At 71.9% G+C, this 24,861-nt stretch carries 23 protein-coding genes; 10 read left to right on the top strand and 13 right to left on the bottom strand.

Going from position 1 to position 24,861, the window contains the following annotated elements; translation table 11 throughout:
* The first annotated feature begins 123 nt into the window (after nucleotides 1-123).
* The 4 genes from AB5J55_RS14980 (at nucleotide 124) to AB5J55_RS14965 (ending at nucleotide 7,510) form a co-directional block, all read left to right on the top strand.
* Nucleotides 124-2,775 (top strand): CocE/NonD family hydrolase, encoded by a 2,652-nt coding sequence (locus AB5J55_RS14980; RefSeq protein WP_369271160.1) that lies wholly within the window; start codon nucleotides 124-126, stop codon nucleotides 2,773-2,775.
* Nucleotides 2,772-3,635 (top strand): ABC transporter permease, encoded by an 864-nt coding sequence (locus AB5J55_RS14975; protein ID WP_369271159.1) that lies wholly within the window; start codon nucleotides 2,772-2,774, stop codon nucleotides 3,633-3,635. Before AB5J55_RS14980 ends, AB5J55_RS14975 begins: the two co-directional genes overlap by 4 nt.
* A gap of 147 nt (nucleotides 3,636-3,782) precedes the next feature.
* Nucleotides 3,783-5,333, top strand: coding sequence for a von Willebrand factor type A domain-containing protein (locus AB5J55_RS14970; protein WP_369271158.1), 1,551 nt, complete (start codon nucleotides 3,783-3,785; stop codon nucleotides 5,331-5,333).
* Between the two features lie 254 nt (nucleotides 5,334-5,587).
* Complete coding sequence (locus AB5J55_RS14965; RefSeq protein WP_369271157.1) at nucleotides 5,588-7,510, top strand: long-chain fatty acid--CoA ligase; 1,923 nt, start codon at nucleotides 5,588-5,590, stop codon at nucleotides 7,508-7,510.
* Between the two features lie 22 nt (nucleotides 7,511-7,532).
* Here AB5J55_RS14965 and AB5J55_RS14960 read toward each other — a convergent pair whose 3' ends face one another.
* The 8 genes from AB5J55_RS14960 to AB5J55_RS14925 are packed head-to-tail and all read right to left on the bottom strand — an operon-like array spanning nucleotide 7,533 to nucleotide 17,002.
* Nucleotides 7,533-8,675, bottom strand: coding sequence for a GNAT family N-acetyltransferase (locus AB5J55_RS14960; RefSeq protein ID WP_369271156.1), 1,143 nt, complete (start codon nucleotides 8,673-8,675; stop codon nucleotides 7,533-7,535).
* The gene (locus AB5J55_RS14955; RefSeq protein WP_369271155.1) at nucleotides 8,672-9,349 is read right to left on the bottom strand and encodes a lipopolysaccharide biosynthesis protein; all 678 of its coding nucleotides are present in this window, start codon (nucleotides 9,347-9,349) and stop codon (nucleotides 8,672-8,674) included. The genes AB5J55_RS14960 and AB5J55_RS14955 overlap by 4 nt, the downstream gene beginning before the upstream one ends.
* Entirely contained in the window at nucleotides 9,346-10,488 is a 1,143-nt protein-coding gene (locus AB5J55_RS14950) for a glycosyltransferase (protein ID WP_369271154.1), read from the bottom strand. The genes AB5J55_RS14955 and AB5J55_RS14950 overlap by 4 nt, the downstream gene beginning before the upstream one ends.
* A complete protein-coding gene (locus AB5J55_RS14945) occupies nucleotides 10,485-11,276 on the bottom strand; it encodes a polysaccharide deacetylase family protein (RefSeq protein WP_369271153.1) in 792 nt (263 codons plus the stop codon). Before AB5J55_RS14945 ends, AB5J55_RS14950 begins: the two co-directional genes overlap by 4 nt.
* On the bottom strand, nucleotides 11,266-13,068 hold the full coding sequence (locus tag AB5J55_RS14940; RefSeq protein ID WP_369271152.1) for a lipid II flippase MurJ: 1,803 nt from the start codon (nucleotides 13,066-13,068) through the stop codon (nucleotides 11,266-11,268). The genes AB5J55_RS14945 and AB5J55_RS14940 overlap by 11 nt, the downstream gene beginning before the upstream one ends.
* Nucleotides 13,065-14,360, bottom strand: a complete 1,296-nt coding sequence (locus AB5J55_RS14935; protein WP_369276187.1) for an O-antigen ligase family protein — start codon at nucleotides 14,358-14,360, stop codon at nucleotides 13,065-13,067. The genes AB5J55_RS14940 and AB5J55_RS14935 overlap by 4 nt, the downstream gene beginning before the upstream one ends.
* A gap of 42 nt (nucleotides 14,361-14,402) precedes the next feature.
* Nucleotides 14,403-15,866, bottom strand: coding sequence for a sugar transferase (locus AB5J55_RS14930; protein ID WP_369271151.1), 1,464 nt, complete (start codon nucleotides 15,864-15,866; stop codon nucleotides 14,403-14,405).
* Nucleotides 15,863-17,002 (bottom strand): glycosyltransferase, encoded by a 1,140-nt coding sequence (locus AB5J55_RS14925; RefSeq protein WP_369271150.1) that lies wholly within the window; start codon nucleotides 17,000-17,002, stop codon nucleotides 15,863-15,865. Before AB5J55_RS14925 ends, AB5J55_RS14930 begins: the two co-directional genes overlap by 4 nt.
* A gap of 320 nt (nucleotides 17,003-17,322) precedes the next feature.
* Between AB5J55_RS14925 and AB5J55_RS14920 the strand changes: the two genes are divergently transcribed.
* Nucleotides 17,323-17,631, top strand: coding sequence for a hypothetical protein (locus AB5J55_RS14920; RefSeq protein ID WP_362382700.1), 309 nt, complete (start codon nucleotides 17,323-17,325; stop codon nucleotides 17,629-17,631).
* 323 nt (nucleotides 17,632-17,954) lie between these two features.
* On the opposite strand, the gene AB5J55_RS14915 is transcribed toward AB5J55_RS14920, so the two are convergent.
* From AB5J55_RS14915 to AB5J55_RS14900, 4 genes are all read right to left on the bottom strand, one after another.
* Nucleotides 17,955-18,275, bottom strand: a complete 321-nt coding sequence (locus AB5J55_RS14915) for a hypothetical protein (protein WP_369271149.1) — start codon at nucleotides 18,273-18,275, stop codon at nucleotides 17,955-17,957.
* Nucleotides 18,276-18,334: 59 nt separating this feature from the next.
* Nucleotides 18,335-18,655: a hypothetical protein gene (locus AB5J55_RS14910; protein ID WP_369271148.1), complete on the bottom strand. Its 321-nt coding sequence runs from the start codon at nucleotides 18,653-18,655 to the stop codon at nucleotides 18,335-18,337.
* 61 nt (nucleotides 18,656-18,716) lie between these two features.
* Nucleotides 18,717-19,055 carry a hypothetical protein gene (locus AB5J55_RS14905; protein WP_369271147.1) on the bottom strand — a complete coding sequence of 113 codons (339 nt, stop codon included), beginning with the start codon at nucleotides 19,053-19,055 and terminating at the stop codon, nucleotides 18,717-18,719.
* Between the two features lie 435 nt (nucleotides 19,056-19,490).
* Nucleotides 19,491-19,760, bottom strand: coding sequence for a hypothetical protein (locus tag AB5J55_RS14900; RefSeq protein WP_369271146.1), 270 nt, complete (start codon nucleotides 19,758-19,760; stop codon nucleotides 19,491-19,493).
* Nucleotides 19,761-20,173: 413 nt separating this feature from the next.
* On the opposite strand from AB5J55_RS14900, the gene AB5J55_RS14895 reads away from it, so the two are divergent.
* The 5 genes from AB5J55_RS14895 (at nucleotide 20,174) to AB5J55_RS14875 (ending at nucleotide 23,749) form a co-directional block, all read left to right on the top strand.
* Nucleotides 20,174-20,896 carry a beta-glucanase gene (locus AB5J55_RS14895; protein WP_369271145.1) on the top strand — a complete coding sequence of 241 codons (723 nt, stop codon included), beginning with the start codon at nucleotides 20,174-20,176 and terminating at the stop codon, nucleotides 20,894-20,896.
* A gap of 180 nt (nucleotides 20,897-21,076) precedes the next feature.
* A complete protein-coding gene (locus AB5J55_RS14890) occupies nucleotides 21,077-21,661 on the top strand; it encodes a vitamin K epoxide reductase family protein (protein ID WP_369276186.1) in 585 nt (194 codons plus the stop codon).
* A 90-nt stretch (nucleotides 21,662-21,751) separates the two neighbouring features.
* A complete protein-coding gene (locus AB5J55_RS14885) occupies nucleotides 21,752-22,249 on the top strand; it encodes a tyrosinase family oxidase copper chaperone (protein ID WP_369271144.1) in 498 nt (165 codons plus the stop codon).
* Nucleotides 22,233-23,093: a tyrosinase family protein gene (locus tag AB5J55_RS14880; RefSeq protein WP_369271143.1), complete on the top strand. Its 861-nt coding sequence runs from the start codon at nucleotides 22,233-22,235 to the stop codon at nucleotides 23,091-23,093. Before AB5J55_RS14885 ends, AB5J55_RS14880 begins: the two co-directional genes overlap by 17 nt.
* A 59-nt stretch (nucleotides 23,094-23,152) precedes the next feature.
* Complete coding sequence (locus AB5J55_RS14875) at nucleotides 23,153-23,749, top strand: DUF2087 domain-containing protein (protein ID WP_369271142.1); 597 nt, start codon at nucleotides 23,153-23,155, stop codon at nucleotides 23,747-23,749.
* Nucleotides 23,750-23,758: 9 nt separating this feature from the next.
* On the opposite strand, the gene AB5J55_RS14870 is transcribed toward AB5J55_RS14875, so the two are convergent.
* The gene (locus AB5J55_RS14870; protein ID WP_369271141.1) at nucleotides 23,759-24,718 is read right to left on the bottom strand and encodes a D-2-hydroxyacid dehydrogenase family protein; all 960 of its coding nucleotides are present in this window, start codon (nucleotides 24,716-24,718) and stop codon (nucleotides 23,759-23,761) included.
* Nucleotides 24,719-24,861 lie beyond the last annotated feature (143 nt).

The raw sequence follows: 24,861 nt of genomic DNA, 5'->3' as shown, positions 1-24,861 counted from the left end.
GGGGAAGGCGCCGTCGTACCACGAACGCGGTAGACAAAATCCCCGCCGTACCTCCAGGGAAGGTCCCGCGATTCAGCCCTCGGTCGATAACTTGCCGACAGGTTCACCCCGTACCGTTGAAGCATGGATCTTCGACTGCCCGGACTGCGTGGGCGCGTGCGGAGGCCGCGACGGTGGATCGCCGTCGCGGCCTCCGTCGTCGTCCTCGCCGGCGCCGGTACATGGACGGCCGTCGCCGACGACGACGTGCCGCCGGTGCGCAGCACCGTCCGGGTCATGGACATGGGCGACGGGGTGCGCATCGACACCTCGTACTTCACGGCGGGGTCCGGCGGCCGCCGCCCGGCCGTCCTCCTCGCGCACGGCTTCGGCGGCAGCAAGGACGACGTACGGCAGCAGGCCGAGGACCTCGCCCGGGACGGATACGCGGTCCTGACGTGGTCGGCCCGCGGCTTCGGGAAGTCGACCGGCAAGGTCGGCCTGAACGACCCGAAGGGCGAGGTCGCCGACGTCTCCCGACTGCTCGACTGGCTGGCGAAGCAGCCCCAGGTCGAGCTCGACAAGGCCGGCGACCCGCGTGTGGGCATGGCCGGCGCCTCCTACGGCGGCGCCATCTCGCTGCTGGCCGCCGGCCACGACGACCGGGTGGACGCCATCGCCCCGGCGATCACGTACTGGAACCTCGCGGACGCCCTGTTCCCGAACGGCGTCTTCAAGAAGCTCTGGGCGGGCATCTTCGTCAACACGGCGGGCGGCTGCGACAAGTTCGAGACGCAGATCTGCGAGATGTACGAACGGGTCGCCGAGTCCGGCACCCCGGACGCACCGGCCCGCACCATGCTGGAGGAGCGCTCACCGTCCGCGGTCGGCGACCGCATCGACGTGCCGACCCTGCTCATGCAGGGCCAGTCCGACTCCCTCTTCACGCTCGGCCAGGCCGACCGGGCGGCGAAGGCGATCCGCGCCAACGGCGCCCCCGTCGACGTCGACTGGATCTCCGGCGGCCATGACGGCGGCGACATGGAGACGAGCCGTATCCAGGGGCGCGTGCAGTCCTGGTTCGACCGCTACCTCAAGGACGACAAGAGCGCCGACACCGGCCCGGCCTTCCGCGTCACTCGCACCGGAGGTGTCGACTCCACCGACGGTCAGGCCCTGTTGCGGGGCGCGAGTGCCGACTCCTACCCCGGCCTGGAGAGCGGGCGGAAGTCCATCGCCCTCACCGGCCGCGAGCAGAGCTTCGCCAACCCGGCCGGCGCCAACCCGCCCGCCGTCTCCGCCCTGCCCGGCCTCGGCGGCTCCGGCGGCCTCGCCCAGCTGTCCTCGCTCGGCGTCGGGGTGTCGCTGGACTTCCCTGGCCAGTTCGCCGCGTTCGAGTCGGCGCCGGTCGCCGACAACCTGCACATCACCGGCTCCCCGACGGCGACCGTCCACGTCAGGTCGACCAGCGAGGACGCGGTGCTCTTCGGCAAGGTCTACGACGTCGGCCCCGACGGCACCCAGCAGGTGCTGCCGTCCCAGCTGGTCACGCCCCTGCGCGTCGAAGGCGCCAAGGCCGGCAAGGACGTGACGGTCACGCTCCCCGCCATCGACCACGACATCGAGAAGGGCCACAGCCTGCGCCTGGTCCTGTCCTCCACGGACCTCGGCTACGCCTCCCCGGCCTCCCCGGCGACGTACACGGTCTCCCTGAAGGGCGACCTGTCGGTCCCGACCGCCCCCGGCGTGAGCACCGCCGCCGCCCCGCTGCCGTCCTGGGTGTGGTGGCTGCCGCTCGCGGGCGCCGGCGTCGCCCTGGCCCTGCTGCTGACGGCCCGCCGCCGCACCGCCACCCCCGCGCCCGACCCGGAGCTGGCCGAAGTCCCGCTCCAGATCACCGACTTGAGCAAGCGGTACGCGGGCTCGCAGGACCGTTTCGCGGTACGGGACCTGTCCTTCCGCGTCGAGAAGGGCCAGGTCCTCGGCCTCCTCGGCCCGAACGGCGCCGGCAAGACGACGACACTGCGCATGCTGATGGGCCTGATCAAGCCGGACGCCGGCGAGACCCGCGTCTTCGGCCACGCCATCCGTCCCGGCGCGCCCGTCCTGTCCAGGGTCGGCGCCTTCGTCGAGGGCGCGGGCTTCCTGCCGCACCTGTCGGGCCGGGAGAACCTGGAGCTGTACTGGCAGGCCACCGGCCGCCCGGCCGAGGATGCCCACCTCGACGAGGCCCTGGAGATCGCCGGCCTCGGCGACGCGCTGGCCCGCGCGGTGCGCACGTACTCCCAGGGCATGCGCCAGCGTCTGGCCATCGCCCAGGCCATGCTCGGCCTCCCGGACCTGCTGATCCTCGACGAACCGACCAACGGCCTCGACCCGCCCCAGATCCGCGAGATGCGCCAGGTGATGATCCGCTACGCGGCCGCGGGCCGCACGGTGATCGTCTCCAGCCACCTGCTGGCGGAGGTCGAACAGTCCTGCACCCACCTCGTGGTGATGGACCGCGGCCGCCTCGTACAGGCGGGCCCGGTCGCCGAGATCATCGGCTCGGGCGACACGCTCCTCGTCGGCACTGCCACGGCCGTGGAGGAGCCGGTCGTCGAGAAGGTCGCCGCCCTCGCGGGCGTCGCCTCGGCCGTGCGCACCGACGACGGGATCCTGGTCCGGCTCGACGCGGACGGCAGCGCACAGCGCCTGGTCACCGAACTGGTCCGACTCGAGGTGCCCGTCCAGTCGGTGGGCCCGCACCGCCGTCTGGAAGACGCCTTCCTCACCCTGATCGGAGGCTCCGCATGAGCACGCTCACCGAGCGCACCGAGGTCGCCTCCGGCTACCGGGCGGGCCGTACGCTGCCCCTCCGGGTCGAACTGGTCCGCCAGCTCAAGCGCCGCCGCACGCTGGTGATGTTCGGCATCCTGGCCGTGCTGCCGTTCGTGCTGGTGGCCGCGTTCGCGATCGGCGGCGAACCGGACGGCGGCGGCAACCGCATCACCCTGATGGACACGGCCACGGCGTCCGGCGCCAACTTCGCCGCCGTGAACCTGTTCGTCTCCGCGGGCTTCCTGCTGGTCATCCCCGTCGCGCTGTTCTGCGGGGACACGGTGGCCTCCGAGGCCAGCTGGTCCTCCCTGCGCTACCTCCTCGCGGCCCCCGTGCCCCGGGCCCGCCTCCTGTGGTCCAAGCTCGTGGTCGCCCTCGGCCTGAGCCTGGCCGCGATGGTGCTGCTGCCCCTGGTCGCACTGGCCGTCGGCACGGCGGCGTACGGCTGGGGCCCGCTGCAGATCCCGACCGGCGGCTCGCTGGACACGGCCACGGCGGCGCAGCGCCTGCTGGTGGTGGTGGCGTACATCTTCGTGTCCCAACTGGTGACGGCGGGCCTGGCGTTCTGGCTGTCGACCAAGACGGACGCCCCGCTCGGCGCGGTCGGCGGCGCGGTCGGCCTGACCATCGTCGGCAACGTCCTCGACGCCGTGACCGCCCTCGGCGACTGGCGCCACTTCCTGCCCGCGCACTGGCAGTTCGCCTGGGCGGACGCCGTCCAGCCCCGCCCCGAGTGGTCCGGCATGATCCAGGGCACCGCGATTTCCGTAACGTACGCCCTCATCCTGTTCGCCCTGGCCTTCCGCGGTTTCGCCCGCAAGGACGTGGTGTCGTAGGTCACCGGAAGATCACCCACCGGTCTCGACGGGCCGTCCCCGTGCCCTCTTCGAGACTCATCCGCAACGCTCCGTAGCGCACGTTCCGGCCCCTTGGCCCGTCACAGTCGCAGAAGTCGACGTCAACGGACCAAGGGGGCACGGACGATGAAGCGGTACCGAACACGCAGGCTGAACGTCACCCTGCTCGCGCTCACCACGGCGGGCGCCCTGCTGCTCACCGGATGCGGCGGGAGCGACAGCGGGGGTTACTCGGCGGACGACGCCAACAAGGGAGGCGGCGACAGCCGGGGCGCCTTCCCCGCCCCCGAATACAACGGGGACGACCGGCACGACGGCGACCAGGGCGACACCTCCCGCGACTTCGCGCCCGAGCCCGACCTCCTGTCCACCTTCGCCCTCGACGTCGACACCGCCTCCTACGGCTACGCCCGCCGCACCCTCGCCGAGGGCCGGCTGCCCGACCCGTCGACGGTCCGCCCCGAGGAGTTCGTCAACAGCTTCCGCCAGGACTACGACCGCCCCGACGGCAACGGCTTCTCGGTCACCGTCGACGGTGCCCGCACCGACCGCGAGGACTGGTCCCTGGTCCGCGTGGGCCTGGCCACCCGCCCCGCCTCCGACCCCGGCGAACGCCCGCCCGCCGCCCTCACCTTCGTCATCGACATCTCCGGTTCCATGGCCGAACCGGGCCGCCTGGACCTCGCCAAGGACTCCCTCGGCGTCATGACGAACCGGCTGCGCGACGACGACTCGGTGGCCATCGTCACCTTCAGCGACGAGGCCGAGACGGTACTGCCGATGACCCGCGTCAACGACAACCGCGCCGAGATCCACGAAGCCATCGACACCCTCGAACCGACGGACTCCACCAACCTGGGCGCGGGTATGGAGACCGGCTACGAAACGGCCGTCGAAGGCCTCCGCAAGGGCGCCACCAACCGTGTGGTCCTCGTCTCCGACGCCCTGGCCAACACGGGCGACACCGACGCGGACACCATCCTCGAACGCATCTCCACCGAGCGCCGCGAGCACGGCATCACCCTCTTCGGTGTCGGCGTCGGCAGCGACTACGGCGACGCCCTGATGGAACGCCTCGCCGACAAGGGCGACGGCCACACGGTGTACGTCTCGGACGAGGACGACGCCCACGAGGTCTTCAGCCGCCAACTCCCGCGGAACATCGACCTCACCGCCCGGGACGCCAAGGCCCAGGTCGCCTTCGACCCCGAGACGGTGCGGGAGTTCCGGCTCGTCGGCTACGACAACCGCCAGGTCGCCGACGAGGACTTCCGTGACGACAGCGTCGACGGCGGCGAGATCGGTCCGGGGCACACGGTCACCGCCCTCTACGCGGTGCGCACCGAGCCCGGTACGCAGGGGCACCTCGCCACGGCGAGCGTGCGCTGGCTCGACCCGAAGTCCCGTGCCCCACACGAGGAGTCCGGCCAACTGGAGACCGGTTCCCTGGAGGACTCCGTCTGGAACGCGAGCCCCCGCTTCCAGGTCACGGCCACGGCGGCCTACTTCGCCGACGCCCTCCGCCTGGGCGACGACCGGCCCTCTTTGCCCGGCGCCACCCGTCTGCCCGAACTGGCCGATCGGGCCGACGAGTTGGCCACCACGACGGAGGACTCGGCGGTCCGCCACCTCGCGACAGCCATCCACCAGGCCACCAACCTGACCCCCACCGACTGACCCGGCTCAGGGTTCCTCGCCCCCGCCAGGGGGCTCCGCCCCCTGGACCCCCACCGGCCTGAACGGCCTCGTCCTCAAACGCCGGACGGGCTGGATTACCCGGACCGGCGCCGCGCAGTGGCCCTGGCGGTGGCGCGCCCCGCGCGGCGCCGCCCCGACCCACCACGCAGCAACAGGCCGCCGAAGGCATTGACCTTCCGTTACGCACGAGTAAGTTGACCCCCCAGTAAGTCCACCTGGCACCGGGAGCCGACATGGGCGTACGCAAGGACCTGAAGCGGGCGAAACAGCGCACCGACCTGATGGACCGCACCAGGGTCGAGGTCGTCAAGGACGCCGAGGGCGTGGTCCGCGAGGCGAGCACGCCGCCCCTCGCGCCGCAGGCGCAATCCGGCAGCATCGCCGACGTCCCTTTCACCAACGCAACCGAGGACCCCGACGCGACAGTCCTCCGCCGCCCCCAGCCCGACGGCACCTGGCACCCCGTAACCGCCACCGCCTTCGCCCGCGAAGTCACCGCCGTCGCCAAGGGCCTGATAGCCGCAGGCGTGGAACAGGCCGACCGCGTAGCCGTGATGTCCCGCACCCGCTACGAGTGGACCGTCCTGGACTTCGCCATCTGGGCCGCCGGCGCGCACACCGTCCCCATCTACGCCACCTCCTCCGCCGAGCAGGTGGAGTGGATCGTCCGCGACTCCGGCGTCCGCCACATCGTCACGGAGACCGCCGAGAACACCACCACGGTGACCACAGGCACGGCCGCCCACCCCCACCCCCCGCACACCTGGGAGTTGGACGCGGACGGCCTCGCCGACCTCATCACGCTCGGCCGCGACGTCCCCGACGAGGAGGTCACCAAGCGCCGCACGGCCCTGACCCCGGACAGCATCGCCACCGTCTGCTACACGTCCGGCACCACAGGCAAACCGAAGGGCTGCGTCCTCACGCACGCCAACCTGCACGCGGAAGCCGCCAACACGGTCGAACTGCTGCACCCCATCTTCAAGGAGGTCACCCGCCAGACCGCCTCGACCCTCCTCTTCCTGCCCCTCGCCCACATCCTCGGCCGCACCCTCCAGATCGCCTGCCTGATGGCCCGCATCGAGATCGGCCACTGCCCGAGCATCAAGCCCGACGAACTCCGCCCGGCACTCAGGCAGTTCCGCCCCACCTTCCTCGTAGGCGTCCCGTACCTCTTCGAGAAGATCCACGACACCGGTCGCGCCACGGCGGAGAAGATGGGCCGCGCCGCCTCCTTCGACCGCGCCGACCGCACCGCCGTCCGCTTCGGCGAGGCTTACCTGCACAAGTTCCTCGGCACGGGCAAGGGCCCCGGCCTCGGCCTCTACGCCGCCTGGGCCCTGTACGACCTCCTGGTCTACCGCCGGGTCCGCAAGGAACTCGGCGGCCGCATGCGCTACGCCATCAGCGGCGGCTCCCCCCTCGACCGCAACCTCAACCTGTTCTTCTACGCCACCGGAATCCTCGTCTACGAGGGCTACGGCCTGACGGAGACGACCGCCGCCGCCACCATCGTCCCGCCCCTGAGGCCCCGCCCCGGCACGGTCGGGCAGCCCGTCCCCGGCACCGCCGTCCGCATCGCCGACGACGGCGAGGTGCTCATCAGGGGCGGCATCGTCTTCGGCTCGTACTGGAACAACCCGGCCGCCACCGACGCCGTACTCCAGGACGACTGGTTCGCCACCGGTGACCTCGGCGCCCTCGACGAGGACGGCTACCTCAAGATCACCGGCCGCAAGAAGGACATCCTCGTCACCTCCGGCGGCAAGAACGTCTCCCCGGCCGTCCTGGAGGACCGCCTGCGCAGCCGCGCGCCGATCGGCCAGTGCCTCGTCGTCGGCGACAACCGCCCCTTCATCGGCGCCCTGATCACCCTCGACCCGGACGCGGTGAGCCACTGGCTCGCCGTACGCAAGATGCCCGCCGACACCCCGATGTCCGAGGTCGTCCAGGACCCCCGGATGCGCGCCGACGTCCAAAAGGCCGTCGACTACGCCAACGAGGCCGTCTCCCGCGCCGAGTCGATTCGCGCCTTCGCCCTGATCGAGGGCGAGTTCAACGAGGACAACGGCATGCTCACCCCGTCCCTGAAGGTCAAACGGCACGCGGTGACGACGGCGTACGCGGCCGAGATCGAGGCGCTGTACGGAAGCTGACCGGCACGAGCCGCCCCGCGCCTCAACCGGCCGCGGCGCCACCCGCCTCCGCCGGAGCGGCGTCGCGCCGCAGGAGCCGCTTGGCCCGGCGCCGCGTCGCCGCCTCGGCCACGGCCGCCGCCAGCAGGGGGGCCGTGCGGCGCCGGGCCAGCAGGAACCGCTGGTTGACGACCGTCTCGGGACACCAGCGGTACTTGTACGCCTCCTCCCCGCGCAGCAGGCTCAGTTTCGGCATGGAGTCGGGCGCGAGCTGCCCTCCCGACTCCAGGTCCCGGGTGGCCGCGTGCAGCAGCATCGTCGCCACGTCCACCCTGCGCTCTCGCAGCAGCGGATCGAAGCCGTACATGTACATGCCCGTCAGACGGCTCGAAAGCAGCGTCAGATTGACCGCCACGACCGTGCCTTCGAGCAGGAACTCCGTCGCCACGGCCGCACCTGAGCGGGCCATCGGAACCGCCGCCCGGACCAGGTGCTCCAGGAACCTCGGCCGCAGGTGCTCCGACGTCACCTGTCTGCCCTGCCATTGCTTGCGGTGCAGTTCGAGGAGCCGGCGCAGCGCGGCCTCGGTCTCGTCGTGGCGCGCTACGCGCCATTCGATGCCGAGCCGGGTGAACTGGTTCACCTTGCTGCGGATCCGCCGGGCGCGCCCCGTCGGCAGCCGCCCGATCAGGTCGGTCATGGGGACGGCGGGCAGGTCCAGGCACACCGAGTCGCTCATCCGGTGCCGCGGGCCGCGCCAGCACAGGTAGACCCGCTCCATCGCACCGCCCGGCCGCACCTCACCGAAGTCGATCAGGGCGGTGCGCGCCAGACCGGCCAGGGCGTCGGCCAGTGCCCCGGCGCCCGCTGCGGCCTCCTCCTCGTCGATGAGCACATCGCAGAAGTCGGTGATGGTGCCGCCGATCGGCACCAGCGCCGGCAGCGGGTGGTGCACCCGCATCAGCGGGGCCGCCGCCACCAGTTCACCGTGCCGGCGGACCAGGACGACCCGCAGCCGGCCCGGTCTGCCGTACGACAGCCACCACGAGTGCAGCCAGGCGTGGCTCTGGAACGCCGTCGCGGACGGACATGCCCCGCGCAGTCGTTCCCAGTCCTTGGCCAGCTCTCCGAAGGCGCGCTCGTCGGTGCAGACGTCCACCGACAGCGCGCGCCCGTGCCCGGTCATCCAAGGGTCCCGCGAGCGTCGGCGGCACCGGCCGGTCCGGGTACGGAGGCGCGGCTGTGGTCGTCGTCGTCCCCGTCGGGCGTCCGCCGCGGCCGGGCCAGCAGCGCGAGGCCGCCCAGCAGGCCCCCGGCGCTCGCGCCCACGAGCGAGGTCAGCGCCGGTGACGCGGAGGACGGATCGGTGGGCTTCAGCGCACGGGAGAGGCGCTCCAGCCGGATGCCGGTGCGGGCCTTGGTGTGGTCCGCCTCGGTGATCAGCGCGCGGGACACGGCGTTGGCGATGTCGACGGCCTGGCCGGGCTTCGACGAGGTCGCCGAGATCGCCACCATCGGCGCGTCCGGCGAGGTCGCCACCTCCACGTTCTCGCGCAGCGTCGAGACCGGCACGCCCGCCCACATCTGCGCGTCCGAGAGCACGGCGAGCTGGGTGGCCACCCGGCCGTACGCCTGGGCGAAGCCGAGCGCGTCGGTGCAGTCGGCCTCGGTGGTGCCGTTCGGCACGGCGACGACGGAGCTCGTGGCCGTGTACTGCGGCGGCCTGAGCTGGCCGTACGCGCCACCTGCCGCGGCACCGAGCAGCGCGGCGGCCGGCAGCCACCACCACGAGGACAGCCGCGTCACGCGTGCGCGCGTGCGGTCGAACGGCCGGGCACCCTCTTCGGGGTTGTCAGTCATGAGGAACTCACTTCCAGGTTCGAGCCGGACAGAGCGTCCGTGTACAGATCCATCAGTTGGCGTGCGGTGCGCTCGATGTCGTAGTGGTGGACCACGTCCGGGACGGTCCGCTCGGCCGGTCCCGCCGCCCGCAGCCGCAGCAGTTCCCGCGCGTACGCCTCGGCGCCGCCCCGGACCCGCCGGGCGCCGGGTGCCGCGTCCGGCGGCAGGTCCTCGACCGCGGGGCAGCTCGCGTACAGCACGGGCAGTCCGGCCGCCAGCGCCTCCACCACGGCCAGGCCGAAGGACTCCTGCGGCGACGGCGAGGCGAGCACGTCCATGGCGGACAGCAGGGCGACCAGTCCGGGCGCTTCGTCGCCGGGGCCGGGCAGATACGGCCGCTCGCCCGCCAGCACCACCCGGTCCACGACGCCCAGCGCCCGCGCGGTACGCAGCAGCGCCGCCTCCTCGGGGCCGCCGCCCACCAGCAACAGCCGTACGTCCCGGGGCAGTTGGGGCAGCGCCTGCACGAGCAGGTCGAAGCGCTTGCCCGGCGTCAGGCGGCCCACCCCGCCGACGACGTACGCGTCCGGCGGCAGCCCGTGGAACGCCCGGGCCTCCTTGCGGCGCACCTCGTCGTAGCGGAACCGGGGCGCGTCGATGCCGTTCGGGATGACCCGGATGCGCGGCCCGGGCACGCCCCAGTGCCGCAGCCGTTCGGCCACCGTCGGCGAGACGGCCACGGTGGTGTGGCCGAGGCGCTCGCCCGCCAGGTACAGCGCGCGGACGCCGGCGGTCAGCGGGCGGCCCTCCAGGCGGGTGTCGCCGATCGAGTGCTCGGTGGCCACGACGGTCCCGACTCCCGCGAGCCGCGCCGCGATCCGGCCGTAGAGACAGGCCCGGTACAGGTGGGTGTGCACCAGGTCGTAGCGGCCGGCGCGGATCAGCCGGGCGAGCCGCGGCAGCGCGCCGAGGTCGCGGTTGCCGTCCATCCCGAGGTGGGTGACGCGGACCCCGTCGGCGGCCAGACCCGCGGCGACCGGGCCGGGGTTGGTCAGTGCCACCACGTCGCACTGCGCGGGGAGATGCCGCAGCAGCAGACGCAGCTGCTGCTCCGCTCCGCCCACGCCGAGGCCGGTGATGACGTGCAGGGCCCTCACACGGCCTCCAGGGCGCGGCCGCGGACCCGGGCCAGCCGTCGCTTCAGCTCCAGCCGCACCGAGGTGTCCGCCTGCCCCATGTGGATGCGGGGCAGCGCGAAGTCGCCGGAGCCGGCCGGGCCGGGGGCGATGGCGCAGGCGTAGCGGTAGCCGGCCCGGCGCACGGCGTCGGCGGCACGCTGGTCGAGGAAGCCGTACGGGTAGCAGAAGCCCTCGACGTCGGCGCCGGTGACGGCGGCGAGCCGGTGCCGGCTGTCGTTGACCTCGCTGTGCAGCACCGCGTCCGTGGCCATGGTCAGATCGACGTGGGTCAGCCCGTGCGAGGCGACCTCCATGCCTGCGGCAGCGGCGCGTCGGATGTCGTCCACGTCTAGCAGCGGCTTGCGCGGGCCGGTGCGCTCCCAGCTGTTCTCGCCGCCGAGCAGCCCGGACAGCACGAACACGGTGGCGGTGAAACCCCGGCGGCGCAGCAACGGCATGGCCGTGGTGACGAAGTCGGTGTACCCGTCGTCGAAGGTGAGCCCCACCAGGCCGCGCTCCGTGCCCCGGGCGCGCGCCGCGAGCAACTCGCGCACGCTCACCCCGCGCAGGCCGCGGCCGGCCAGCCAGGCGAGCTGTCTGTCCAGTCGCTCCGGTGTGACGGTGATGTTGTACGGGTCGTCCGGGCAGTCCGAGACCGAGTGGTACATGGCCACCCAGGCGGCGGCCCGCCGTCTCGGGCGTCCCCCCACGGCTGTTTCGGTGTCGGGTGCGTCCGCGCGGGGCGCGGCGGAGATGTCAGCGACCATGGCGAGGCTTTCGTGTGACGGAGCTACGGACGAAGTGCGTGACGGGAAGCAGGAGGGGCCGGACGCCGGCCGCGTCGAGGAGCCGGGCCAGCAGCAGGAACACGACGGTCACGCACATGCAGCAGGCGGCGACGGCCGCCGCGGGCGAGTCGAACAGCTCCGCGCAGAGCAGTCCCGCCCCGCCTGCGGACATGGCCGCGTACACCAGCCGGGCCAGTTCGGCGACGACCCGTCGCACGTGCACGGGCACGGCGCGGGCCCCCAGCCCGTGCAGCAGGAGCAGCGCGGTGAGGGTGATGCCGGCGGCGTTGGCCGCGGCGATGCCGCGCGCACCCCACGGGTTGACGGCCCAGGCGCTGAGGACGACGGTGGCGAGCGCGCCCGCGCCCATCGCGCCCAGCGGGAACCAGGTGATCCGGCCGGTCGAGAAGTACGACCGCACCAGCGCCCCCACCAGCGTGTGCCCGAGCAGTCCGACCGCGTACACCCGCATGACGGCGCCGGTCGCCGCGGTGTCCTGCGCCGTGAACGCGCCGCGCTGGAAGAGCAGTTGGACGATCTGCGGCGCGCAGGCCACGACCACGGCGGCGCCGAGCAGCACGATGCAGGCCATCAGCGCCAGGTCCCGCTCGACCCGGTCCGCGGCCCGCCTTGTGTCGCCCTCGGCGATGGCCCGCGCCACCACCGGGAAGGTGACGACGCACACCATCATCGACAGCGACATCGGCAACTGGGCGATCTTCTGGGCGTAGTTGAGGTGCGAGATGGCACCGGCGGGCAGCCCGGAGGCGAAGTACCGCTCGATGAGCACCTGCGACTGCCGGCACAGCGCGAAGAGCAGGACGGCACAGACGAGGGCCGGCACGATCGACCGGCCACGGTCCCCGTCGTACCCGGCCCCGGACGCGATCGCGGGCCGCTCGTTGCGCCCGGCGATCCGCCGCCACAGGGACGGTGCCTGTACGACGGCCATGAGGCACCCGCCGATCGCGACACCGAGCGCGGCGGACCGTACGCCCCAGCTCTCGCCGATGACGAGCATCGTGGTGATGATCGCGATGTTGTACGCGATGTAGATCGCGCCCGGCGCGAGGTAGTTGCGGTGGGCCCGCAGCGCCGCACTGCAGTACCCGGCGAGCCCGAAGCTCAGGACGCAGGTAGCGGTCAGCCGGGTGCAGGACACGGCCAGGGACGGGTCGGGCAGGCCGGGCGCGAGGACGGAGACCAGCAGCGGCGCCCCGGCCGCGAGCGCGGCGGCCGTACCGGCGAGGACGAGGCACAGCCGCGGCAACGAGGCGGCGATCAGGGCCTGCACGGGGTCGGGCCCGGCGCTCCCGCGCGCCCGCCGCGCCAACGCCATGCTGAACGCCGGCACCAGCACGAACGCCATGCCGTCCTCGATCAGCAGCGTCGACGCCATCTCCGGCAACGTCCAGGCCACCAGAAACGCGTCGGTCTCCGCCCCGGCCCCGAACAGATGCGCAAGCGCCTGATCCCGCCCGAGCCCCAGGAGCGCCGCGGCCATCGCCAACCCGGCCGACAACAAGGTCGCCCCGGCGAGAAACCGCCCCGAGGGAGCACTGACCCGGCCGGCCGGCGGGGCTTCACGGCGGCCCTCGGGAATGGCCGGCGCATCGGCGCCGACCGCGGGGTCGGTGGCGTGCGCGGTCATCGCGGGTGGGGGATCGCTGATGTCGGTGGGGTCGCCGCCGCGGCCGTCCGGCGCAAGTGCGCCCTCGGCGTCGGGCGCGCGGTCGGGGGCGCCTCCGGTAGTCGCCGGGTGGGCGGTCATCGCGGTCCCGCTTCGGCTGTCGGCGCCCCGTCCCGTGCCAGGGCCCACCACGCCGCGAGGCCCAGGCAGACCCCCGTCAGGATGGTCGCGGGGCCGCCGATGTCGGAGTACAGGAAGTTGACGAGCTGCCAGAGCAGGAGGCCGCAGGCCGGGAGCGCGCAGTCACGGGCGCGAACGGTGCGGCGCAGGCGGCGCAGCGCGTACAGCAGCAGGGCCAGCCAGCTGCCCGCGACCGTGAGCAGGCCCAGCAGGCCCTGTTCGCTGAGGATCAGCAGGTACATGTTGTGCGGGGAGAGCAGCGGCTGGCGCCGGTAGGCCTGGCCCGCGCCCCCCGTCTCGCTGCCGGACGACAGCGCGAGCGAGGCGTGGCCGTCCCGGTGTGCGGGAAAGGCCTTCAGCCCCACGCCCGTCACCGGGTGCCCGCTCCACATGTCGCCCGCCGCAGCCCACATGGTGTAGCGGTCGACGACCGACTGGTCCGGCGCGTCGGCGACCTGGGTGATGCTGGTCAGCCGCTCCTCCAACGCCGTGGCGCCCAGACCGAACCCGCCCACCAGCACCACGCAGACCGCGGCCACCGCCGCGAACACCTGCGCCGCCCGCCGCACCCCGGCCATCAACAGCAGCGCCCCGCAGGTCAGCGCGGTCGCGATCCAGGCCCCCCGGCTGAAGGACAGCGCGAGCGGCAGGAGCAGCGCGAGCGCGCACGCGGTTGCCAGGACCTGCTGCCGCCGCGCCCTCGTCCCGAGGGCGAGCCCGATCGCGGCCACCATCCCGAGCGACACGACGGTCGCCATGCCCATCACGTCGGACGGCCCGAACGTGCCCACCGCCCGGATGTCGGCTCCCTGATACGACGCCCCGGTCCCGGTGAGGTACTGGCGCACGCCGATCCCGCCCTGCCACAGCGCGAGGCCGAGCAGCGACCACAGCACCAGCCGGGCGCCCTGCCGGTCGCGCACCAGCAGCAGCACGGCGATCGGGACCAGTACGAACACCTGCAGATAGCGCGCCAGTCCGGCGACCGCGTCGCCGGTGGTCACCGCCCCCGCCGCGGCGACCGCGATGCCCACCACGGGCAGCCCGAACACCACCGCGGCCGTCCGTGTCAGCGGCGCCCGTGCCTGCCGCACGGCGTGGACGACGGCACACAGCACGGCCAGTGCGGAGGCGGCGTCGGCGGGCGTCGCGGCCCTGCCCGGCGTGACGGGAAGCCCCAGCAGGACGACGACCGCCACGACCGGCAGCACGGGCAGGACGGACCGGACCCGGCGCACCGCCGGCCACGGCAGCGCGAATGCGGGTGAAGGTGCCGCGGAAGTGGTCACCGGTGCTCAGCTCCCCGTCGGCCGGACGAACTGTGCCGCCGTGCGCAGCAGGATGCAGACGTCCTGCCACAGCGACCAGTTGTCGATGTAGGCGTTGTCGTAGCGGCACCGGTCCTCGATCGAGGTGTCCCCGCGCAGCCCGTGGATCTGCGCGAGCCCGGTGATGCCGGTCCGCATCCGGTGGCGGGCCGGATAGCCCGGGTGGGCCTGGCTGAACTTGGCCACGAAGAAGGGCCGTTCGGGTCTGGGCCCGACCAGGCTCATGTCCCCGCGGAACACGTTCCACAGCTGCAGCAGCTCGTCCAGCGAGGTGCGGCGCAGGAAGTGACAGAACGGGCTCATGTCCTGCTCGTTCGCCACGCTCCAGCGCGTCGCCGCCTCGTGGTCGCTCGCGGGCCGGTGGGTGCGCAGCTTCAGCATCGTGAAGGGCCGCCCGTCCTTGCCGATCCGCTCCTGCCGGAACACCACGCCGGGACCGTCCATCACCCGCAGCACGACCGCGCACACCAGCAGCACCGGTCCGGCCAGTACGAGCAGCGCCCCCGACAGCACCACGTCGAGCACCCGCTTGCCCACGCTCCCGCGCCGCGGCCCGTGCCCCGAGCCCAGCAACCTGCGCGAGAACCCGGCCAACTGCCCGGCCCCCGGGCGGTGTCCGCCGAGTCCGTACGACGCCGGGTCCGCGTCGAGCTCCCACAGCACGCATCCGTACGCGGCCAGCGCCCGCAGCACGGCGGCCTTCTCCTCCCGGGTGCCGGCGCCCACCACGAGCACCTCCTCCACCCCGTTCTGGATCGCCGCCCGGCGCGCCTCCAGCGCCGTGGTCAGCACCGGCAGTTCGGGCTCGCCGTCGGTCTCGCCGAGGAACTCCGGGTCGTCGGCGACGAGACCCACCGGCCGTACTCCGCAGTCGGGTTGGCGCAGCAGCGCGGCCGAGACCCGTCGGGCCGTCGCGAAGGGGCCGACCACCAGAGCGGGGGAGGGCCGGCGCCGCAGTGCCCGGCGCCGGAACCCGTGCACCGCCGCCCGGCCCGCACAGGCCGCCGCGCAGTGCACGACCACGGCGGTGACCAGTACGGCAGGCGCGAGCGAGCGCAGCGGGGAGAGCGCGACGACGGCCGCCCAGCCGACGGCGATCCGGCCACAGACGGCGGGCAGTTCGTCGAGCGCGCCGGGGACGACGAGGGTGTCGTACAGTGCGGCCCGCCGGTTCAGCACGACCACACCGAGGGCGAGCAGAGCGATGACCAGCGGGGACCTGTGGGACACGGGCAGGACCAGCGCCCCCAGCAGGACGCCGCCGCCGTCGACGAGCCCCAGGGACACCCGGGAGGTCCGGCGCGGACTACGGGCTTCCCGTCCGGCGGGCCCCCGGCGTCCGGCGGAGAAGCCGCGCGGGGCAAGGACGGTGACGGCGCCCTCGGGCGCCCGCTGCTGCCCCGGTGAGGCAACGGTGCTGTCCGCGGTCATGTGGTGATGCACTTCCTGCCCTCGTTGGGTCCGACGACCTGCGCGGTGACGAGGTCGAGCAGCTCGCGGTAGACGTCGCTCACGGCGTCCGTGGCGTGCCGCAGATCGTGGCCGGCGAGCACATGCGCGCGGCCCTGGGCGCCCAGCGCCGCGCGCAGCGGCTCGTCGAGCAGCAGCGCGGTGAGCGCCCGTGCCAGTGCGGCCGGGTCGTCCGGCGGCACCAGGCAGGACGGCAGATGTCCGGGCGGAAGGCTCTCGCCGGCTCCGTCCACGTCCGTGACGAGGACCGGCCGGGCACACGCCATCGCCTCCAGCGGGGCGAGCGCCATGCCCTCCCAGCGCGACGGCAGGACCACGACGTCGGCGGCCCGGTACCACAGCGCGGTGTCGCTCGTCGTGCCGGCGAACTCCACCGACGCGGGCGCAGCTGCACGCAGCCGGTCCGCGTCCGGGCCGTCGCCGACCAGCACGAGCCGCGCGCCGGCCACTTGCCGCACCACCTCGGGCCAGGCCGCCAGGAGCACGTCCTGCCCTTTCTGACGGCACAGCCGGCCCACGCACACGACCAGCGGGCCGGCCCCGGACCGTGCGCTGTCTCCCTCAGGCCGGAACCTGAGGGTGTCGACCCCGTTCGGAACCACCCGCCACGGGGCGGTGATGCCGGCCCGCACCCCGGTGAGCCGCTCGGCCTCGCTCACACACAGCACGCGTGCCGCCCAACGCGCCCCGAACCGCTCCCAGTCCAGCGCCACGCGCGCGACGAGTCCTTCAGCGGCCTCGAACGACCAGGCGTGCGGCTGGAATACGGTCGGCAGGCTGCCGCGCACCGCGAGCCTTGCCGCTAGCCCCGCCTTCGCGCTGTGCGCGTGCACCAGGTCGGGCCGCACGTCACGGCACAGCCGGGCCAACTGCCGTACCTCGGCCGGGAGTCGGTACCCCGGAGAGCGCGTCGCGTCCCAGCGGCGCACCGTGCAGCCCAGCGTGCGCAGGGCGTCGGTCAGGGTGCCGCCCTGCGGACAGGCCACGGTCACCCGCAGCCCCGCGGCCAGTTGAGCCGCCACCAGGTCCGTCACGACCCGCGCGACACCGCCCTCGACGGGCTGCGCCACATGCAGGATGTGCGGCGTAATGCGCATGACCGAGGCTGCCCTTCCGAGGAAAAGAGTCCGAACCAGCGACACGACGTGTGGCTTACTGGACCAAAGAGACGAGCAACACCAGCCACTTATCCATACTTATCCGAGAAGCAGTCAAGTGTGTTGGAATGATGACGTTTTCGGAGTTGTTTCTCGCAGGGGATCACCCATTCGGACCCGCTGCGGTTGCGCGGCGGTCGTCGATCGGTCGTCTCGTATGAGTTCCCGGAAGTTGGCGGCGGCAGAGTTTCCCCTGCGGCGTGGCCATCGTTAGCCCAGGAGAACGCGAGTTACCGAAGATGATTTTCCTGGAAAGGAACATGATGAAGAACCTGAAGGCTGCTGCCGTCGTCGTCGGCTCCCTCGCCATCGCCGGTGCCACCGTGCCCGCCGCTTCCGCGGTGAACATGCCGGCGTCGGGCCTCGTGGACAACGGGAAGACGGTCGCCCGCAGCCTCCCCTCGGCCGCCAAGGTGCCGACGGGCTACGTGGGGAACAACGTGAAGCGCACGGCGGACAACGTCAAGAAGGGCATGAAGTCGCAGGGCGTCGTGAAGACCCCCGTCATCGGCGGTGCCCTGCCGAACCCCGTCGACGGCCAGCTGCTCGGTGGACTTCCGCTCCGGTAGGCATCAGGTAGACCATTCGTTCCTTTACGCCGAAGGGCCGGCTCCGAGTGCGGAGCCGGCCCTTCGGCATGTACGCGGGAACGCAAATTCCCATTGGGCCGAACGGACGATTCAGGGTGACCTGGGGCGTGGCAACTCCGTTGGACCAATTGAATGGGCGCTCTTTCCTCCTTGCCGGCGCTCCTTGACCGTGGGCCCTGTCTGCACGCTGACGCAGACAGGGCCCACGGTTTTGCATCAGAAGGTCTTGCGCCGGAAAGGGTGCGGGCAAGCCGATGGCGGCCCGCCGGCTCACCGGTGGACCGCCATGGGTGAAGCACTGATCAGAACAGGAAGCCGCCGACGTGCGCGGAGTTGCGGGCCTGCTCGACCTTGCCGGTGTTGCAGCCGACGTACTTCGAGTTCGGCGCGATCGTCGCGGCGAGGACGGCGCCGTTCGACCACGGGGCGATGCAGCGACCGTCGATCAGGGTGCCGTTGACGATGGCAAGACCCTGCTGCGGGTCGTTGACGACGACCGGGGACGACGAGAAGCCGCTACCGCCCTTGACGGTGGTGGTGTCAGTGTCGGCCGCCGCAGTGCCACCGGTCGCGAGGACGATGCCCGCGGCGATGGCGGAAATGGCCGTAACCTTGTTACGCATGATTGAGCCTTTCCGGGCTGCGTTGAGGATTACCTGCTGCGAATGGTTCGCGGCAGGGGTCAGAACAGCAGGCCGCCGTTGTGGATCTCGTTGCGGCCCTGCTGGATCTCGCCGGTGTTGCAGCCGACGTACTTCGAGTTCGGCGCGATCGTGGCGGCGAGGACGGCTCCGTTCGACCACGGCACGGCGCAGCGAGCGTCGACGAGAGTGCCATTGACGATGAGCACACCCTGCTGCGGCGCGTTCACGACGACCGGGGACGACGAGAAGCCGGTGCCGCCCTTGACGGTGGTGGTGTTGCTGTCGGCCGCGGCGGTGCCGCCGGTCGCGAGGGCGATGCCCGCGGCGAGGGCGGAAATGGCCGTAACCTTGTTAAGCATGAGCTGAGCCTTTCCGGGCTGCGCTTGGTGTTTACCTGCTGCGAATTGCTCGGAGCAGGGGTCAGAACAGCAGGCCGCCCTTGTGGACGGAGTTGCGGGCCTGCTCGATCTTGCCGGTGTTGCAGCCGACGTACTTCGAGTTCGGCGCGATCGTGGCGGCGAGAACGGCTCCGTTGGACCACGGCACGGCGCAGCGAAGGTCGACGACGGTGCCGTTGGCGATGAGAACGCCTTGCTGGGGCTCGTTCACGACGACCGGGGACGACGAGAAACCGCTACCGCCCTTGACGGTGGTGGTGTCGCCGTTGCTGCTCGGGTAGCCGCCGGCAGAGGCAATGCCGGCGCTGCCGACGACGGTGCTGAGGGCGAGGGCCGTGATGACCGCGAACTTCTTGGGCAACTTGGTTCCTTCCTGAATTCACGGTTGCGCACGCTTACGAAAAGGAAACCCGTATATGCACGCATAAGTCACGGTGGGAACATTCAAACGCGGCTAGATTCCATCGGATGGCGCAATGCCGAGTGCCCGCCGGGAGCCGATTGGGAATCCGCACGGTCTTCCGTGAAATGCTTCGGATCGTTTGCCGAATGGCGCGTCCGGAACGGGCTGCCGACATGCGTCCGGCCCACCGGCAAGGGGTGGGCCGGTGGGCCGGGACGCTTGGTCCGCGTGCGCCAGGGGGCCTGCGGGCCCGCCGGGTGCGGAGATGGAGCTGCGGTCCGGACCGAATGTCCGGGCCGCCGAAGGCCTCCGGCTGTCGAGAACCGGATCAGAGTCTCAGAATTCCGGGGCCGGCTTTCGCCGGTACGGGCGACTCGTAAGGTTGCCGGGTCGTCACTTTTTGGGGAGCAAGGTGCCGAGCCCGGAGGCGGTCGGGGCCTGCAGCGGGCGGACCTGGACGGTACCGCTTCCGGCCGGGTTCTTCACCGGAATCGTGGGCCGCTTGGCGGCGTCCGGGTCCATACCGTCCAGGTATACGCCGGACATGCCACCCGGGTTCTTCTTGTCGAATGCGCTGCCCTTGGCGATCCCGCCGTCGCGCGCCAGACGCGCCACGGTGTCGGCCGCGGGCACCACCGCCGGCGTCACCTTGGTCGGGGACATGAGACCGAGCGGCCCGGCAGGGCTTCCCGATCCTCCGGCGGCCACCGCCGCGGCGGCCGAGCCACCCACAAGACCCGCACCGATGGCCAAAGCCGCAGTGGTGAAAACTGCCTTCTTCATCATTCACCTCGCTTGAAAGTACCTCTGATCCGACGGTTGGAGAACATAGCAGTCCAACAGCGCTTCAAAAGCGACGCGTTACTCCATACGCATGAAAGTCGGTGGAGTGAAGAATGGAATGTGCAACGGGATTCGGATGGATTGGCATCTGGTCGGCGAATCAATTCATCGTATGGTGACCACGGTCCGGTTGGGCCGCCTGCGCTATCAAAAAGATGAATTTCGGAATTGTCGAGCGGAACCTTCGTCGAGCCGGTCCGGTCCGGGACGTCCCGCGGCCTACCCTCGCCGCCATGACCACCGACAGCGACGTTTTCACGCCGGCCGCGGCCCTGGGCAGGTCGCTCATCTGGGCGGAGGAATTCACCGCTCCGGTCGCCTGGGGCGCCAGATGGACCGGCGACAGATCGAGCGCCTACCGCTACTGCGATCACAACCCCGACGACAACAAGCTCGACTGGCTCACCACCAGCGCCGTGACCGTCTCGAACGGCGTGGCCACCTTCACCGCCACACCGGCCGGCCGCACCCTGGAGAACGGCCGACAGGCCTGGCACACCGGCCTGCTCACCACCGAGTACTCCGCCGAGGAGTTCCGGGTGCGAGCCGGGGACTACATGGAGACCCGCGTCAGGCTGCCCTGCGGGACCGGAGCCTGGCCGGCGCTGTGGACGTGGAAGGACGGCGAGAACGAGGTCGACTGCTTCGAGTACCACTCGGACAACCCGCACCTGCTGGAGCTGTCCAACCACGTCAACCACGCCGCCACGTACTACACCGATGTCGACGCGATCGGCCCCGGCAGGTGGGTGACCATCGGCACCGCCCTCGGCGCGACCTGCGTCGAGTGGTACGTCAACGGCGACCGCGTCTTCGCCGACGGCACCGGCGTCGGCCCCGCCTGGTCGGCGTATCCGATCCTCAACCTGTCGCTGTGCGCCGGCCAGTACCACGCGGCCCCCTGTGACCCGGCCCCGATCACCTTCGACGTCGACTACCTCCGCGTCTACCGCTGATCACCGTCCCCTGCTGATCACCGGCCACCGCTGACGACATCGAGACGCGGTCCCCGTCCCTCGTTCGGGCGGACGGCCCTGCGCGGTGTCGGCCGGTCGGGTGAGCGTGCGCCGGAACGCTGCGGGGGCCGTGGATAAGGTCGCGCGGTGGCCCCTGACTCAAGCGCCGCTGCGCGGCCGATGCGCCGGACCGTCGGCGGCAGCCGGGCGTTCGCCCTGCTGCTGGTGCTCTGCGGAGCGGCCGGGCTGCTGGCCTCCTGGGTCATCACCCTCGACAAGTTCAAGCTGCTGGAGAACCCGGACTTCGTCCCCGGCTGCAGCCTGAACCCCGTCGTCTCCTGCGGCAGCGTGATGGAGAGCGACCAGGCCGAGGCCTTCGGGTTCCCCAACCCGATGCTGGGCCTGGCGGCCTACGCCATCGTGATCTGCGTCGGTGTCAGCCTGCTGGCCGGGGCGGCCTTCCCGCGCTGGTACTGGCTGACCTTCGCGGCCGGCTGTCTCTTCGGGGTCGGGTTCGTCTCCTGGCTGCAGTTCGAGTCCCTGTACCGGATCAACGCCCTGTGCCTGTGGTGCTGTCTGGCCTGGCTCGCGACGATCCCGCTGTTCTGGTACGTGGCGTCCTTCACCGTGCGCAACGGCTTCCTGCCCGCGCCGGGCCCGGTGAAGACCTTCTTCGCCGAGTTCACCTGGGTCCTTCCGGTGCTGCACATCGGCATCGTCGGAATGCTGATCCTGACCCGCTGGTGGGACTTCTGGACGAGCTGACCATTGCACCGTATGGGCGCTTCGGTGGTGACCGCGGAGCGACCTGCGCGGTTACTCGTACGAACAGCCGAACCGTACGAGGAGTGAGCGATGGCCGTCAGCGCAGACGGGGTCTCGGTGGGTGCGGTGCAGGGGGCGGGCACCGCGGTGAGCAGCGGGCCGGAGGGGCGGACACGGCGGGAGTTGGGGCGGCTGCTGTTCGCCTCCGCCGCGGTGGCGCTCGCCCCGGTCGTCACCGCCTCCCGGCCCTCCCGGTCCGCGGAGCGACCGCCGGACACCGACACCGCCTTCGACGAGACCTACCGCGGCCGCCATATCAAGGGCGCCCCCATGTCGCTCGGCGGCCTCACCGCCCTCGACGTCGCCTGGCACGTCACCGTGGACGGCCGGCCGCTGCACCTGATGCGCCGTGCCGACGGCACCTGGCTGAGCATGGTCGACCACTACGGCTGGTACCGGACCCCGCTGGAGGCGACCCGCGCGGCCGTCGACGAACTCGGGTCCGGCGGGCGACTGCGTGACCTGGCTCCCGGGCCGTTCGGCGGTGGACATCCGCACAGGGAGGCGCAGCATGGCGTACGTGCGTAAGAACGTGACCAAGCTGACGCGCATCGAGCGGCGGCGGTTCGTCGAGGCGTTGCTGGAGATCAAACGGCGCGGCGAGTACGACGAGTTCGTACGGCTGCACATCGCGCACTTCGTCGGGGACGGTCACCGGGGTCTGCGCGCCGCTCACATGGCGCCCTCCTTCCTGCCCTGGCACCGCAGGTTCGTGCTGGATCTGGAGAACGCGCTGCGGCGGGTCGACTCCTCGGTGACCGTGCCGTACTGGGACTGGACCCGGGACCGGAAGACCACCTCGCTGCCGTGGACCGACGAACTGCTCGGCGGCAACGGGCGGCCCGGGGACCGGCAGGTGATGACCGGGCCGTTCGCCTACCGGACCGGGAACTGGACCATCCGGGCGAGCGTCACCGACGGCGACTTCCTCACCCGGGACCTGGGCCGCTCCCGCAACCCGATGGCCCTGCCCACCAAGGCCGACCTGAAGCAGGCCCTCGACGACCCGGTCTACGACGTCGCCCCCTGGGACTCGACGGTCACCAAGGGCTTCCGCAACAAGCTGGAGGGGTGGGGCAGCGGCAGGGACTCCTGGCGCAACCACAACCGGGTGCACCGCTGGGTCGGGGGCGCGATGCTCGGCGGCGCGTCCGTCAACGACCCCGTCTTCTGGCTGCACCACGCCTTCGTGGACATGCAGTGGCAGCGCTGGCAGCGGCGCCACCGCAAACACCGCTATCTGCCGGCGAAGCCGCCCGGCCGGGACAGCGTGCAGTACCGCCGGATCGTCGCCCGGGACGAACGGCTGCCGCCCTGGGACGTGACCCCGGACGAGCTGGAGGACGTGTCCAAGATCTACCGGTACGCCTGACGCCCGGGCCCGCCGAAAAATCACTCAGCCCCGCGGCCCGTGTCCACTAGCCTCCGGACATGGCAACCGATCCGACGGAACAACTGGTCCGACTGTTCGCCGAAGAGACCCGGGTGCGCGCCTTCGCCGCCGTGGCGCTGGGCGCGCAGGACGCCGAGCAGGTCGCCCTGGCGGCGGGGCTGTCCGCGAAGGAGACGGCCGTGTCGCTGCGGCGGCTGCGGGAGCAGGGCGTGGTGACGGCCGGGGACACCGGGGAACTGGGCGTGGCGTACGGCCTGTTCAAGGAGTACGCGCGGGCGGCGGCGCAGCGGGAGAACGGCGACGGGGCCGCCACGGGCCCCGCCTCCGGCGACGGGCCCACCGACATGGTCCTGCGGACCTTCGTCCGGGACGGGCGGCTGGTCCGGCTGCCGGCGCGGTGGACCCGCAAGAAGCTGGTGCTGCGGCACATCGCCGAGCAGACCTTCGAGCCGGGCGTCGAATACCCGGAGCGGACCGTCAACGACAAGCTGCGCGCCTGGTGCGAGGACAGCGACGACATCGACCATGTGACGCTCCGGCGCTACCTGGTCGACCTGCATCACCTGCGCCGGAGCGAGGGGATCTACCGGCGCCCGGCCGAGGCCGAGCAGACCCCGGCGGTCGGCATCGCCTGACCGCGGCCGTCAGGGCAGCCGTCGTACCGGTGAACCCGCCAGGTACGCCTGGATGTCCTCGACCGCCTGGCCGTAGTACGTCGCGTAGTTGGCCTGCGAGACATAGCCCAGATGGGGTGTGGCGAGCAGGCGCGGCGCGGTGCGCATCGGGTGGTCGGCGGGGAGCGGCTCGGTGTCGAAGACGTCGATGCCGGCGCCCGCGATGCGGCCCTCGTGCAGGGCGGAGAGCAGCGCGGCTTGGTCGACGATCGCCGCGCGTGAGGTGTTGATCACATACGCCGTTGGCTTGAGCAGGGCGATCTCGTCGGGGCCGACCAGGCCGCGGGTGCGGTCGCTCAGGGCGAGGTGGACGGAGACGAAGTCACTGTCGGCGAGCAGGACCTCCTTGGAGGGGGCCAGGTGGACGCCGACCTCGTCCGCGTACTCCTTGGTGAGGTTCTGACTCCAAGCGCTGACGTGCATCCCGAAGGCGAGGCCGACCTGGGCCACCCGGCTGCCGATCTTCCCCAGGCCGAGCACGCCGAGCCGGCGGCCGTGCAGGTCGGCGCCGACGGTGTGCTGCCAGGGGCCGCCCGAGCGCAGGGTGTTGCTCTCCTGCACGAGGCCGCGGGCGAGGCCCAGCAGCAGGGCCCAGGTGAGCTCGACGGGCGGCGTGGAGGAGCTCGCCGTACCGCAGACGGTGACGCCGTGCGCCTCGGCGGCGGCGTAGTCGATGACCGTGTTGCGCATGCCGGAGGCGATCAGCAGCTTCAACTGCGGGAGCCGGGCGATCAGGGACGCGGGGAAGGGGACGCGTTCGCGCAGGGTGACCACGATGTCGAAGTCGGCGAGGGCCTCGGCCAAAGCGTCCTCGCCGGGGAAGTGACTCGTGAACTGGACGACCTCCACGTCGTCCGCGAGGGGCGACCAGTCGGCGACTTCGGTCGCGACGTTCTGGAAGTCGTCGAGCACAGCACAGCGCAGCCGCACGGTGGTTCCTCTCCATGGCCGGGGCACGGACCGGACCGACTCTACGGCGGGTGGCGCGAGGGCGGATTGACCGGCGGCGGGTCCGTCACCGACCGTTGATCACGCACGCGATCATGCGCGCGGATCCGTTGTCCGCGGTCGTG

Source organism: Streptomyces sp. R11 (assembly GCF_041051905.1).
In the GTDB taxonomy this organism is placed as follows: domain Bacteria; phylum Actinomycetota; class Actinomycetes; order Streptomycetales; family Streptomycetaceae; genus Streptomyces.
The sequence above is the reverse complement of the archived record's forward strand: the minus strand, read 5'-3'. Positions and strand labels throughout refer to the sequence as shown.